This is a genomic window from Streptomyces sp. NPDC088747 (assembly GCF_044751025.1).
In the GTDB taxonomy this organism is placed as follows: domain Bacteria; phylum Actinomycetota; class Actinomycetes; order Streptomycetales; family Streptomycetaceae; genus Streptomyces.
The window spans coordinates 227,443-240,454 of the sequence record NZ_JBIVKZ010000006.1 but is presented as its reverse complement, the minus strand read 5'-3'; the positions used below and the strand labels follow the sequence as shown (position 1 = coordinate 240,454).

The window sequence follows — 13,012 nt, the reverse complement described above, 5'->3', positions numbered from 1 at the left end:
GGCGTCGAGCGGGGGCGCGGCGGCTACGAGGTCAGGTGTCCGCAGTCGTTCCAGGCCTCGATCGCGGGCTCGCCGTAGGCCCAGCCGAGCACCGAGAGCGAGGTCGGGCTGAGCCGGACGCGGGACGCGAAGTCGATCGGGAGGCCCAGCCAGCGGGCGCCTATCGAGCGCAGGATGTGTCCGTGGGCGAAGACCAGAACGTCGCGGTCGGCTTCCCGGGCCCAGGCCACGGCCTCATCCGCGCGCGCGGACACCTGTTCCAGGGTCTCGCCCCCGGGGACGCCGTCCCGCCAGATGAGCCAGCCCGGCCGGACCGCCTGGATCTCCGCCGGGGTCATGCCCTCGTACGCGCCGTAGTCCCACTCCATGAGCGGGTCCCAGGCGGTCGCGCGGTCGCCGAACCCGGCGAGTTCGCACGTCTCACGCGCGCGTGCCAGCGGACTGGTGCGCACCTCGACGCCGTCCAGTCCGTCGAAGGGAGCCCGGTGCAACCGCTCGCCGAGGAGCTTGGCGCCGCGCCTGCCCTCCTCGAGGAGCGGGATGTCCGTCCTGCCGGTGTGCTTGCCGGACAGCGACCATTCCGTCTGTCCGTGCCGGGCCAGCAGGATGCGCGGTGCCATGGAGAGATGCCTTTCCGACAGGTGTGGGGAATGGGTCATTCAGGTGTGCGGTGCGGGTCGATCCGGTGCGCGGGAATCGGTCCTCCCATCATCGCTCACACCCGATCTGGGCAACCCCGCGGGCGATCTCTGCGTCTTTGACGACCGAGGGCGCCCGTTCGGGGAGTTCACATACACCGTAAAATCGAATGTGGCCACGGATCGTCGTGTGCAGACTGAGCGGGGCCCCGACGTCGGCGAACCGCGCGGACTGTCGGGTCACCGCAAGCAGATGGGGGAGGGCGATCGGATGCCGCAGACCGATGCACCGCGCGCCGAGGCGGCACCACGCGCCCGGCTTCGCCGGTGGACCGAGCTGCGTAGTTCCAGGGCGTCGCAGGCCCGGCTCCGCTGGTGGACCGAGCTCCCGCTGCTCCTGCTGGTGTACGCGTCCTACTCCGCGGGCCGGCTGCTCGCCCGGGGCAGCGAGGCCGGGGCCGTCGACCACGGCCTGGAGATCCTGCGCATCGAGAAGGCGCTGCGGCTGAACGCCGAGCACCCGCTGAACCGCCTCTTCACCCGCGAGGCCTGGCTCGGCGTACCCGCCGACTTCTGGTACGCGTCGCTGCACTACCTGGTCACGCCCGCGATCCTGATCTGGCTCTTCAGGTCCCGCGCCGTGCGCTACCGCGCGGCCCGCACCTGGCTCATGACCTCCACCTTCATCGGGCTGATCGGCTTCACGCTGCTGCCCACCTGTCCGCCCCGGCTGCTCGACGCGAGCCACGGCTTCGTCGACACCATGGCCCAGTACAGCGACTACGGCTGGTGGGCGGGCGAGGCGAGCGCGCCGCGCGGCCTGGGCGGCATGACGAACCAGTACGCGGCGATGCCGAGCCTGCACGTGGGCTGGGCCCTGTGGTGCGGAGTGATCCTCTGGAAGTACGGCCGCACGCCGCTGGCCAGGGCCGCGGGCATCGCGTATCCGCTGATCACCACGATCGTCGTGATGGGCACCGCGAACCACTATCTCCTCGACGCCGTCGCGGGCGCCGCGGTGATGGGCGCCGGGCTGCTGCTGACCCCGTATGTGATGCGGAGCGCGGACCGCGTCAGGACCGTGCTGGGCGCGCGTGTCGCCCAGGTCGTGGACACCCGGTTCGGGCGGGTCTCCGGCGCCCGGATCGCCCGCGCCTCGGGCACCTCACGCGGCGCAGGTTCCTCAATTGTCAGTGCGGGGTGCCAGACTTCCACGGGTGAACGATTCCCCCGACAGCGCGAGTCCCGAACCGGTCCGGGAGCCGAGCCCGGTGCCGCCCCCACGGACGCGGGGGACGGTGCTGCGGCAGCGGCTCGCTGACCTGCGCGGCCCGGAAGTAGCCCCCAAAGCCCTGGACGCGCGGGCCCTCGCGGCGCTCGCGGCGAACCCCGGGTGCGATCGGCGGGCCCTCCTGGACGGCGCGGGGGTCGACAAGGCGAAGCTGGCGGAAGGGCTGGGCTCCCCGTCCGGTTTCGGCCAGTCGCAGTTCGCCTTCATGCGGGGCAACGCGTTCGAGGCCCGGGTGAAGGCCGACGGGGGCGCGGAGCTGCTCCGCCTCGTGCACGAGAAGCTGGACCCCGGTGCCGAACCGCCCGCCGCCGGGCGGGTGCCGGATCTCTCGGCGGTCGGCCCCGAGGGGCGGGCGGCCCGCACCGCGCTCGCCCTGCGCGAGGCGACCGCGGCCGGCGCCTGGACCCTGCTCGACCACCCCATGGTCGCCCTCGACGTGGCGGGCTCCCCCGCCTTCCTCGAACCCGACGCGGTGGTCGTGCACCCCGACGGCGGCTGGACCGTCGTCGAGATCAAGTCCTTCCCCATGCTGGACGGTTCGGCGGACCCGGCGAAGGTGGGCGCCGCCGCCCGCCAGTCCGCCGTCTACGTCCTGGCGCTGGAGGAGATCGCCGCCCGCCTGGACCCGGCGCCCGAGGTCCGCCGGCGGATCCTGCTGGTCTGCCCCAAGGACTTCTCGAACCTCCCGACCGCGTCCGCCGTCGACGTCCGCAAGCAGCGCGCGGTCACCCGCCGCCAGCTCGCCCGCCTCCCCCGGATCGAGGACATCGCCGACGCCCTCCCCGAGGGCACCTGTTTCGCCCCCGGCCTCCCGGCAGGCGACCTGACAGCCGCGGTCGAGTCCGTCCCCGCGACCTACGCCCCCGAGTGCCTGGCCGCCTGCGAGCTGGCCTTCCACTGCCGGGACCGTTCCCGCGCGCAGGGCGCGGTGACGTCCCTGGGCCGCTCCCTGCGGGCCGAGCTCGGCGGGCTGACGACAGTGGACGACGTGCTGGCCGCGGCCCACGGCGACGCCGGGGATCCGGCCGACCCGGCGGTCGCGGCCCTGCGCAGGGCCGCGCAGCTACGGGCGGAGGCACTGGCTTCCCGCCCGCCGGCACCCCGCCCGCCGGAAACCCGGCTGCCGGATACCCCGTCGCCTGAAGCCCAGGTGCCTGGAACCCAAGTACCGGAAACCCGGCCCTCGGGGACCCAACCGTCGGAGGCCCGGCCGACGGAGGCCCGGCCGACGGAGGCCCGGCCGACGCAAGTCCGGCCAACGGAAACCCCGTCGGCGGAAGGCCGGTCGCCGGAAACCCCGTCGGCGGAAACCAGGCCTTCGACAGCCCCGCCCCCGGCACCCCGGACCCCGACAGCCCCACCCCCGGCACCCTGGACCCCGGAAGCCCGGCCACCGGCACCGGCACCGGCACCCCAGCCCCCCGAAGCCCAGAAGGGTGTCGAATGTCGCTGATCGCCACCCTCGCGCGTCTCGAAGCCGTCGGCAGTGGCCGGGCCCAGCCCGTCGCCACCGTGCGGCACCGGCATCTCGCCGACCGGCCCCTGGTGTTCGTGCCGCTGATCACCGCCGGGGAGGCCGGGGCCCCGCTCGGGGCGCTTGTCGGTACCGAGCGGGACGCGCCCCGGCTGCTCGTCGTGCCGCAGCCACGGGACCGCGACCTGCGGTTCGCGTTCCTCGCCGAGCTCGCGGACGTCGTGCTGCCCTACATCGACTCCTACGCCGACGCCGTCGAGGCCGCCGAGCGCAGCGAAACCGACCCGGAGACCGGCAAGCGCGTCAAGGTCGAGGTCGAACTGTGCGCGGACGCCCCGCAGTTGATCGTCCCGAGCCGCTCGGGCATCGACTTCGTACGACTGCTCGGGCGCTCCATGCGGTTTCGGCGCACGGCCGAGCAGGAGCCGGAGGAGCCCTATCCGGCGCCGCCCCGGGTGCCCCTGCTCGGGCGGTGGATGACGCACTTCGGGGAGCGGGCCCGGGTGCCGGGATCGGCGCTGCTGCTCGCCCTCACCGACGTGCTCTCGCGGCACTGGGCCACCGGACAGAGCAGTCTGGAGGACCAGCACCTGGGAGCGCTGCTCGCCTGGATCGACCCGGAGGACGGCACGTCGGGCGCCGAGGCCGCGCTGCGTGCCGAGTTGCTGCGGGACCCCCGGGGGCAGCTCCTGTGCCCGCCCGCCGGACCCGCCACGGACCCGGCCTTCGACAACAGGCTGCTGGCCCCCGCCATCGAGCGCTACGACCGCGCGCGCACCGCACTCGCCACCGCCGAGGACGGTATCGAGGCGGACGACCGGCTCGGTGACCTCACCGCCGCCGAAAGGGAGATCCACGCCCTGGTGGAGAGCGTCACGCGGCCCACCTGGGACGCCGTGTGGCACGGCCTCGACCTGCTGCGGGCACTGCCCGAGGGCACCCACGCCGCCGACCGGTGGACCCGCGACCGCTGGTCGTTCACCGGCCACCGAGACCGGGTCACCGCGGGCGAACCCCCGCAGCCGCGCCGCGACGACGCGGTCACCGCGGCGAACAAACTGGCCACCCGCGAGCGCGAACAGGCCCGTCTGGAAGCCCAGGAGGCCCTGGACGACCCGCTCGTGATGGCCGGCCGGCGGCTCGGCGGCGAGGCCTTCGCCGGTGAGGTCACCGATGTCGTCATGGCGTACAGCGAGGGCAAGCGGCCGAGCCCGCGCCCGCTGGTCACTGTACGGACGGACGACCGGCCGCAGTTGGGCGAGCGGACGAAGGTGTACCGGTCGTCGGGGGGCAGACCGCAGGCGGCGGAGTTCGTCGCGGCGGAGGAGGACGGCGCCCTGGTCGTCCTGCGGGTGGTCGACAAGATGGGGCGCGGCAAGGAACCGGAGGCCGGGTCCGTGCCGGAGAAGGGCGACCTCGTCTGCTTCACGCTCTTCGAACACGAGCAGCGCGGCGGGGCCAAGCTGCCCGACCCGGAGGACACGCCGTGGACGCACGGCGGACCGCCGGGCGAGGCCGGTGCCGTGCCCCCGGCCGACCCGGTGACCGAGGAGGACGTGCTGTGACAGCCCTGACGGACACCGGCTTCGATCCGGGCGCGGCCGCCACCAGGGCCACCGACGCGATCCTGCACGACACGCTGCACGGCACCCACCGCGGAGTCGTGGTCGACTCCCCGCCCGGCGCGGGCAAGTCCACGCTCGTCGTCCGCGCGGCGCTCGAACTGGCCTCCGCGGGGCGCCCGTTGATGGTCATCGCGCAGACCAACGCGCAGGTCGACGACCTGGTGCTGCGGCTCGCAGAGAAGAACCCCGGGCTGCCTGTCGGACGGCTGCACAGCAGCGACCCCGACCCGTACGACAAGGCGCTCGACGGCCTGGAGAACGTCCGCAAGTCCGCGAAGGCGGCCGACCTCGGGGGCCTCGACGTCGTGATCTCGACCGCCGCGAAGTGGGCGCACGTCAAGGGCGTCGAGCCGTGGCGGCACGCGATCGTCGACGAGGCGTACCAGATGCGTTCGGACGCGCTGCTGGCCGTCGCGGGCCTCTTCGAGCGGGCGCTGTTCGTGGGCGACCCGGGGCAGTTGGACCCGTTCGCGATCGTGGGCTCGGAACAGTGGGCGGGCCTGTCGTACGACCCGTCGGCCTCCGCCGTGACGACCCTGCTCGCACTCAACCCCGAGCTTCCGCAGCACCGACTGCCGGTGTCCTGGCGGCTGCCCGCGTCCGCGGCGCCGCTGGTCTCGGACGCGTTCTACCCGTACACGCCGTTCCACAGCGGCACGGACCACGGCGACCGGCGGCTCGACTTCGGTGTCCCGTCCGACGGTTCGGGTCCTGACCGGGTCATCGACGAGGCGGCGGAGGCGGGTTGGGGGCTGCTGGAGCTGCCGGCCCGGCACACGCCACGTACGGATCCGGAGGCGGTGAGGGCGGTGGCCCAGGTCGTCCGCCGGCTCCTTGACCGGGGTGGCGCGGCCACCTCGGAGCGGTCCCCCGAGCCGGTGCCGCTGACGGCCGACCGGATCGCCGTCGGCACGGCACACCGGGACCAGGCCGCCGCGGTGCGGGCCGCGCTGGCCGGGCTCGGGGTCACGGACGTCACCGTCGACACCGCGAACCGCCTTCAGGGGCGGGAGTTCGACGTGACGGTGGTCCTGCATCCGCTGTCGGGGCGGCCCGACGCGACGGCGTTCCATCTGGAGACGGGCCGCCTGTGCGTACTGGCCTCCCGGCACCGGCACGCGTGCGTCGTGGTGTGCCGGGCGGGGGTGACGGACCTGCTGGACGCGCATCCCTCCACGGAACCGGTTCAGCTGGGCGTCACCGTCAAGTTTCCCGATGGCTGGGAGGCCAACCACTCGGTGTTGTCCCACCTGGGGAAGCATCGAGTGGCCTGGCGGCCTTAGATCACCGGATCGGCGGATCGGCGGAGGAGTGGATCGGTGGCCGGAGCCAGGTGCGGACCGGCGTACGGACCCGGCTTGCGAACCCGGCGTACGGACCTGGTTTCCGGCGGCCGCTCCCGCCCGGTGTCCGTTCGCGCGTGCTCGGCTTCCGGTCTGCCCCCGGGCCCTCTTGCGCGGCCGGGGGACAATGGACGGTGGCCCGCTCGCGAGGCGGGCCCTGAACCGTACGAGGAGGAGAAGACATGGCGGAGCCCACGCCGCGTCGGAACGAACAGCGGCTTCGCCCCGCGCCCCTGCTCTTCGAGCCGGCGGAGGCCGTCGACGATCCGGAGCACTTCTTCGACCTGGAGTCGATAGACGACCCGAGGGCCCTGCTGGCGCGGGCGACGGAGCTGACCCTGGCGTTCCGCGCCGCGGCCGACCGGGCGGTCGAGTTCCAGGCGATGGCCGCCTCGCAGCTGGCGGATCCGCGGCGCTTCGACCGGCTCACCGCGGCCGATGTCGCGGAGCGGGCCGAGTGGACCGAGGACTACGCGAAGAAGATGATCGAGTTCGGCCGCGATCTGCTGCGAGGGGTGGAGGGAAGCGGTCGGGCGCACGGGCTGGGGCACGGGGTCGGCGACCACGCCTGAGACCGGGGGCGCGCGGGGCGGATGTCCACCCGCCCCCCTTATGGCATATGCCAGCGCGGCAAGATACTCCATTCCGCCCCCTCCTGTCCCGACTTCCGGCAACCCTCGGAGATCACTCGCTCACCGCGGGTAGATGTTGTCGCCATGAGCAGCACACGGAACCCGGCACGCACATCCCCCCACGGCCCCGGCGCACCGTTGTCCGACCCGTTCGACGTCTCGGGCGCCACGTCCGAGGGAGTCGCGTGGCTCGCCTCGGCGGAGGCGTATCCCCGCAGCGCTCTCGCACTCTGGGAGGAGCGGCCGGGCGCCCCGGTCGTCCTGCCCTGCGGGAGCACCTTCGACGTCGTGAACGCTCCGGCGATCTTCGGGCGGCTGATGCTCGACCGGCTCTGGGACGAGGGGCCCGGTTCGGGACCGGTGGCCGCGTACCGGGGCCGGATGCTGCTGTTCGCCGCGCCCGGTACGGCGCAGCGGCTGCCCTCGCTCCTCCACTGGGAGGAGTGGGGATCCCAGAGCGGCGGGCAAGGGGGCGCGCCGTCCGGGAACGGCCGCGGCGGCGGGATTCCGCCCCTGCTCTGCCACGGCACCGGCGACGCGGTCACCGTCCCCGCGCCGGCCGCCGGCCACTCCGCGGGGCCGGCTCCCCGGCCGGAATCCCGCTGGCTGGTGGCCCCTGACACCCGGCAGCCCTGGCTTCCCGGCCCCGAGATTCTGGTCTGGGCGGCCGTCCGGGCGGCCCGTGCGGCGGCCTCCGCGGCGGTGCGGATATCGATTTTTCCTCGCCGCGATCAGGATGCTAAGGTCTACGACGTCAGCAGGCGCCGCTAGCTCAGTTGGTTAGAGCAGCTGACTCTTAATCAGCGGGTCCGGGGTTCGAGTCCCTGGCGGCGCACGCTAGCGATGGCGAGACGGGTTCGCGGAAACGCGGACCGTCTCGCCATCGTCATTTCCCGCACCGACCGACCGTCGTCATCGCCGCCGCGCCCAGTGCCGACCGGCCGTGGTCGTTCCCGGTCATTCCTCGTGCCGCTTCGTCGTGATCTTGACCGTCCACGCTCCCGAAGCCGTACGGTCCTCCACCTCGACCCGTACGTTCTCGCCGGGCACCGGGAAGCTCTCCCCCAGTGACACCGGCGCGTCCGCGAGCGGTGGGTAGACCGAGGCCTCCCAGCAGGACTCGGAGCGGGGGTGCGCGTCGAGGACCTCGATCGGGCCGCGGCCGGACTGGGCCTCGGCGCGGACGCGGTAGACGAGGACGCCCTGGGTGCACGTCGTGCCGTCGTTGCCCGCCGTGCCGCGCGCCTCGAAGGCGAGCACGCTGTCGGGCCCCGTGCGGACCACGGCCAGTTTGGTACCGCGCCCGGAACCGAAGCCCTGCCCGCCGGACTCGTCGGCGCCGTCGGCGGCACCGGCCGCTCCCGCCGCTCCGACCGTCGCCGGTCCCGCGCTCAACGGCTCCAGCGTCAGTCGCGTACTCCCCCGCCCCTGTACGCACGCGACCTGGCGCGGTTCCAGCCAGCCCAGCTTCCACTTGTGCCAGCCGAACAGGTCGGGCGCGAGGCCGAACTGGCTGCCCATGAGGTCCCAGTCGCCGACGTAGGTGTCCCAGTCGCCCTTGCCGTCGACGGGGCGGTGGTAGAGGTCGGGGAGGTCGAAGACGTGGCCCGTCTCGTGGGCGAGGACGAGCCGGTCCGGCGGGTGCTTCTCGAAGACGGTGACGATCCGGCGGATGTCCTTGCCGTCGGCCCGCAGGGGGGTGTCGAGGTTGACGACCTTCGTCGCGTCCGAGTCGACGCCCGGGGCGTCCGGGTCGGCGACGAAGTAGACGATGTCGTAGCGCGAGAAGTCGATCCGCCGGTCGGCCACGGCGAGCGCGTCGCGCAGATAGGCGGCTCGGTGCGCGGGGCTCCAGTCACGCTGTATGGCGTACTCCGTGGAGGCGTGCGGCATCCGGATCCAGTCACGCCGCGGGTGCGGGCGCAGCGTGAACTTTCCGTAGGAGGCACGCTCGAAGAACTGCGTGGTCGCCGGAAAGTAGTCGGCGGTCAGTTCAGCGGGCGTGGTCCGCGGCTCGGAGTCGGGGAAGGACAGGAAGACGAGCAACGCGTCGAGGGCGCGCGTGGGGCGCGTGTAGGAGGCGTTCCAGGTGTCGAGCCCCTCCGAGTGGTGCGCCTCGGTGCGCTTGAGGGCGCACAGGTCCGCGCGGGGTTGTTCGGCGAGCGCTGCTCCCGGCAGCAGCGAGGTCGCGGCCAGCGCCGACATGGAGGTGAACACGGCCGCGGTGCTGCGCCAACGAGGCGCCCCGTCACGGGTGAAGACCCGCAGGGCTTCACGGGTGAGCTCCTTCAGGGGGAGCGGACGCGGCACATCGACCTCCGGATGCGGATTTCGGGACACCGCACCCAGCATGGGTCAGTTCGTATTACTTTGCCCTGTTTGTCTACACCGGAAGGGTGACGGGCGACGAGGAGACGACACCCCGAACACTCACGGAACGTCACAGGCGATCGGAGGGGGAAGGATCCCGTCCAGATGCAGGCAGAAACGATCTGTCAGAACGGGTGGTTGTTCCGGGACACTGGACAGTGGCTGCGACTCCCCGGGACCAGCCTCTATGATCGGCACACTTTCCTGCACGGACCCGGCTTGTGCGGCCGCCCATCACCGGCCGACCACCCGAGAGACCCATACGAAGATCGAGTGCACTGCGGGAGCGAGCGGTGAGCGGAACGTCCGAAGGGCCGGCGCCCGCGGCAGATCTCGTCCGGCCGGCTGTCACAGAACGTCACATCGACCCATCTCCTCGTACGTCCCGGGGGTTGACTCCCGGCACGTCCGTAACACCTGGGGCACCTCCCGGCACATCCGTACCGCCGGAGTCACCTTCCGGCGCTGCCGTCCCGGCCGGGACACCGTCCGACGGGGTGTCACCCCGCGCCCTCCAGGCCGCGTTCACCACCGCGCCCCTCGCGATGGCCGTGGTCGGCCGCGACGGTCTGATCGTCACGGCGAACGAGTCGCTGGGCGCGCTGCTGGGCAGCGACTCCGCCGTCCTCGTCGGACAGATCGCCTCCGACCTGGTGGACCTGGCGTCCGACGCCCGCACCTGGCACGCCTACCGCGAGGTGCTGCGCGGCCGGCAGGCCAGACTGCGCTGCACCCGCCGGCTCAAGCACCCCGAGGGCCACACGCTCTGGGTCCAGGTGACGGTCGCGCCGCTGCCCGCCCAGGAGCGGGCGGTGCTGCTCTCCGTCTCCGACATCAGCGCACGGCACGAACTCCAGGCGCGGGTGCGGCACTTGCAGATGCACGACGCGGTGACCCGGCTGCCCAACCGCACCCTGTTCTTCGAGCGCCTGACGGCGGCGCTGGAGGCGGAGGCGTACGAGGAGGGCGGCACCGGCCGGATCGGGCTCTGCTATCTGGATCTGGACGGGTTCAAGGCGGTCAACGACACCCTCGGGCACCGGGTCGGCGACCGGCTCCTCGCGGCCGTGGCCGAGCGCCTCACCCGCTGCGCCGAGGAGGCGGGTTTCGCGCGGGCGAGAACTCCGCTGGTGGCGAGGCTGGGCGGTGACGAGTTCGCGCTGCTCGTCGAGGACTCCACGGGGACGGAGCAGCTGGCCGACCTCGCCGAGTCCGTCCTCACGTCGCTCCGGGCGCCGTTCGACCTCTCCGGGCAGCGGGTCTCCGTCTCAGCGTCCATCGGTGTCGTCGAGCGCCGGGCGGCCGGGACCTCCGCGACCATGCTGATGCAGGCCGCGGACACGACGCTGTACTGGGCGAAGGCGGACGGCAAGGGCCGCTGGACCCTCTTCGACCCGGAGCGCAATGCTCACCGGATGACCCGGCAGGCTCTCTCCTCGACCCTGCGCGCGGCCGTCGAGCGGGGCGAATTCACCCTGGAGTACCAGCCGTTGGTGGGCATGGAGGACGGCGGCGTACGCGGAGTGGAGGCGCTGGTGCGCTGGAACCACCCCCAGTTCGGAATGCTCACGCCGAATCGGTTCATCGGACTTGCCGAGGAGGACGGTTCGATCGTGCAGCTCGGCCGCTGGGTTCTCGCCACCGCCTGCCACCAGGCCCGGCGCTGGCAGTTGGACCACCCGGACGCCGTACCGATCTTCGTCAGCGTGAACGTGGCGGTCCGTCAGGTCTGGGACTCCGACCTGGTCGCGGACGTGGCGGAGATCCTCGCGGAGACCGGACTCCCGCCGCATCTGCTCCAGTTGGAGCTCACCGAGTCCGCGGTGATGGGCTCGGCGGGCCGCCCCCTCCAGGCACTCCAGGCGCTCAGCGACATGGGCGTACACATCGCCATCGACGACTTCGGCACCGGCTACTCGAACCTCGCCTACCTCAGCAGGCTCCCGGTGTCGGTGCTCAAGCTGGACGGCGCCTTCGTGCGGGGCTTCCAGTACGAGAACAGCGACGGCACCGACGTGCACCCCAACCCCGCCGACGAGGTCATCGTCGAGGCGCTCATCCAACTCGCCCACCGGCTGGGCCTCACCGTCACCGCCGAGTGCGTGGAGACCGCCTCGCAGGCCTCCCGCCTGCGCGGCATCGGCTGCGACACCGGGCAGGGGTGGCTGTACTCACGGCCGGTGGCCGCGGACCGTATCTCCGTGCTGCTGGAGGCGGCCACCTGCGGGCAGACCTGAGCGCGCCGGGTCCGCCGCCGGGGTCTCAGGCCCGCGGCAACCCGTAGGCGTCCGCGATCAGTTCGTAGGAGCGCAGCCGCAGGTCGCCGCTGTGCGCGTGCGACGTGAGCATCAACTCGTCGGCGCCCGTGCGCTTCTGGAGGTCGTCGAGGCCGGAGCGGACCTCGTCCGCGGTGCCATGGATGACGTTGGAGTTCCAGGTGTCGATGAACTCCCGCTCCATGGGGCTGAATTCGTACGCCTCCGCCTCTTCGGGCGTCGGGACCAGGCCGGGGCGGCCGGTACGCAGGCGCACCATGTTCAGGGCGGCGGCCAGCACCTGGCGGCGGGCCTCCCGCTCGTCGTCGGTGGCGAGGGCGGAGACGCCGATCAGCGCGTACGGGGCGTCCAGGACGGCGCTCGGCCGGAAGGACTGCCGGTAGAGGTCCAGGGCCGGGATGGTGTTCTGCGCCGAGAAGTGGTGCGCGAAGGCGAAGGGGAGACCGAGGGAGCCGGCCAGCCGGGCGCTGAAGCCGGAGGAGCCGAGGAGCCAGACCGGCGGGCGGTGCGGGGACTGCACTCCGCCGGGGGAGGTCGACTGGATCGGTCCCGGGACGGCGTGGATACGGGCGTAGCGGTGGCCCGAGGGGAAGTCGTCGTCCAGGAAGCGGGTCAGCTCCGCGAGCTGTTCGGGGAAGTCGTCGGCGCCCTCGTTCAGGCGGTCGGTGCGGCGCAGGGCCGCGGCGGTGGCGCCGTCGGTGCCGGGGGCCCTGCCCAGGCCCAGGTCCACTCGGCCCGGGGCCAGTGCCTCCAGGGTGCCGAACTGCTCCGCGATGACCAGGGGGGCGTGGTTGGGGAGCATCACTCCGCCCGAGCCGAGGCGGATGCGGGTCGTGTGGGCTGCCAGGTGGGCGAGGATGACCGCGGGGGACGACGAGGCGACGCCCGGCATGGAGTGGTGTTCGGCCACCCAGTAGCGGTGGTAGCCGCGGGATTCCGCGAGGCGGGAGATCTCGACGCTGGTCCGTAGGGCTTCGGTCGCGGTGCGGCCTGCGCCGACTGTGACCAGGTCCAGTACGGAGAGGGGGGCCGGGGCGGTGCCCTGTGCCGTGCCGCGGATCTCGTCCGTCTCGTTCACCGGGGGTGCCTCCTGTGTCGGTGCGTCACGCTGTACGCAGCGTGCGAACAGGAGGGTGTCTCCGTTTATTCCCCGCGACCGGGGGTCGGAAAGCCGTTTTCGCCCCCTCCGCCCCTTCCCGTCCCGTCTCTCGGGGGCTCCGCCCCCGAACCCCCGCTCCTCAAACGCCGGAGGGGCTGAAACTTTTACCCGGGCGGCGCTAGAAATCTTTCAGCCCGTCCGGCGTTTGAGGACGAGCGCGTCAGCGCGAAAGGGGGGTCTGGGGGCGCAGCCCCCAGGAACGGG

9 protein-coding genes, 1 tRNA gene and 1 pseudogene are annotated in these 13,012 nt (G+C 72.8%); 8 read left to right on the top strand and 3 right to left on the bottom strand.

Features of this window, described 5'->3' with window-relative positions; genetic code table 11:
• Window positions 1–23: 23 nt before the first annotated feature.
• Complete coding sequence (locus ACIP79_RS16820) at window positions 24–620, bottom strand: histidine phosphatase family protein (RefSeq protein ID WP_401223816.1); 597 nt, start codon at window positions 618–620, stop codon at window positions 24–26.
• Window positions 621–909: 289 nt separating this feature from the next.
• On the opposite strand from ACIP79_RS16820, the gene ACIP79_RS16815 reads away from it, so the two are divergent.
• The 7 genes and pseudogenes from ACIP79_RS16815 (at window position 910) to ACIP79_RS16785 (ending at window position 7,838) form a co-directional block, all read left to right on the top strand.
• On the top strand, window positions 910–1,959 hold the full coding sequence (locus tag ACIP79_RS16815) for a phosphatase PAP2 family protein (protein WP_401224279.1): 1,050 nt from the start codon (window positions 910–912) through the stop codon (window positions 1,957–1,959).
• Window positions 1,910–3,016 (top strand): annotated as a pseudogene (locus ACIP79_RS16810) (hypothetical protein); the annotation flags it as partial. The gene ACIP79_RS16815 and the pseudogene ACIP79_RS16810, both read left to right, overlap by 50 nt.
• A gap of 356 nt (window positions 3,017–3,372) precedes the next feature.
• On the top strand, window positions 3,373–4,968 hold the full coding sequence (locus ACIP79_RS16805; RefSeq protein WP_401223814.1) for a hypothetical protein: 1,596 nt from the start codon (window positions 3,373–3,375) through the stop codon (window positions 4,966–4,968).
• Window positions 4,965–6,311 carry an AAA domain-containing protein gene (locus ACIP79_RS16800; protein WP_401223811.1) on the top strand — a complete coding sequence of 449 codons (1,347 nt, stop codon included), beginning with the start codon at window positions 4,965–4,967 and terminating at the stop codon, window positions 6,309–6,311. The genes ACIP79_RS16805 and ACIP79_RS16800 overlap by 4 nt, the downstream gene beginning before the upstream one ends.
• 242 nt (window positions 6,312–6,553) lie before the next feature.
• Window positions 6,554–6,943: a hypothetical protein gene (locus ACIP79_RS16795; RefSeq protein WP_401223809.1), complete on the top strand. Its 390-nt coding sequence runs from the start codon at window positions 6,554–6,556 to the stop codon at window positions 6,941–6,943.
• Window positions 6,944–7,087: 144 nt separating this feature from the next.
• On the top strand, window positions 7,088–7,774 hold the full coding sequence (locus ACIP79_RS16790) for a bifunctional DNA primase/polymerase (RefSeq protein WP_401223807.1): 687 nt from the start codon (window positions 7,088–7,090) through the stop codon (window positions 7,772–7,774).
• Window positions 7,765–7,838, top strand: a tRNA-Lys gene (locus tag ACIP79_RS16785). Before ACIP79_RS16790 ends, ACIP79_RS16785 begins: the two co-directional genes overlap by 10 nt.
• A 122-nt stretch (window positions 7,839–7,960) precedes the next feature.
• Here ACIP79_RS16785 and ACIP79_RS16780 read toward each other — a convergent pair.
• A complete protein-coding gene (locus ACIP79_RS16780; protein ID WP_401223805.1) occupies window positions 7,961–9,355 on the bottom strand; it encodes a M6 family metalloprotease domain-containing protein in 1,395 nt (464 codons plus the stop codon).
• A 311-nt stretch (window positions 9,356–9,666) separates the two neighbouring features.
• Between ACIP79_RS16780 and ACIP79_RS16775 the strand changes: the two genes are divergently transcribed.
• On the top strand, window positions 9,667–11,610 hold the full coding sequence (locus ACIP79_RS16775; RefSeq protein ID WP_401223803.1) for an EAL domain-containing protein: 1,944 nt from the start codon (window positions 9,667–9,669) through the stop codon (window positions 11,608–11,610).
• 25 nt (window positions 11,611–11,635) lie between these two features.
• Here ACIP79_RS16775 and ACIP79_RS16770 read toward each other — a convergent pair whose 3' ends face one another.
• Entirely contained in the window at window positions 11,636–12,727 is a 1,092-nt protein-coding gene (locus tag ACIP79_RS16770; protein WP_401223800.1) for an LLM class flavin-dependent oxidoreductase, read from the bottom strand.
• Window positions 12,728–13,012: the final 285 nt, after the last annotated feature.

Excerpts from the sequence above, each read along its gene's own strand:
- ACIP79_RS16790 (WP_401223807.1), top strand. The coding sequence starts at position 7,088 with ATGAGCAGCACACGGAACCCGGCACGCACATCCCCCCACGGCCCCGGC.
- ACIP79_RS16780 (WP_401223805.1), bottom strand. The coding sequence starts at position 9,355 with ATGCTGGGTGCGGTGTCCCGAAATCCGCATCCGGAGGTCGATGTGCCG.
- ACIP79_RS16795 (WP_401223809.1), top strand. The coding sequence starts at position 6,554 with ATGGCGGAGCCCACGCCGCGTCGGAACGAACAGCGGCTTCGCCCCGCG.
- ACIP79_RS16805 (WP_401223814.1), top strand. The coding sequence starts at position 3,373 with ATGTCGCTGATCGCCACCCTCGCGCGTCTCGAAGCCGTCGGCAGTGGC.
- ACIP79_RS16820 (WP_401223816.1), bottom strand. The coding sequence starts at position 620 with ATGGCACCGCGCATCCTGCTGGCCCGGCACGGACAGACGGAATGGTCG.
- ACIP79_RS16815 (WP_401224279.1), top strand. The coding sequence starts at position 910 with ATGCCGCAGACCGATGCACCGCGCGCCGAGGCGGCACCACGCGCCCGG.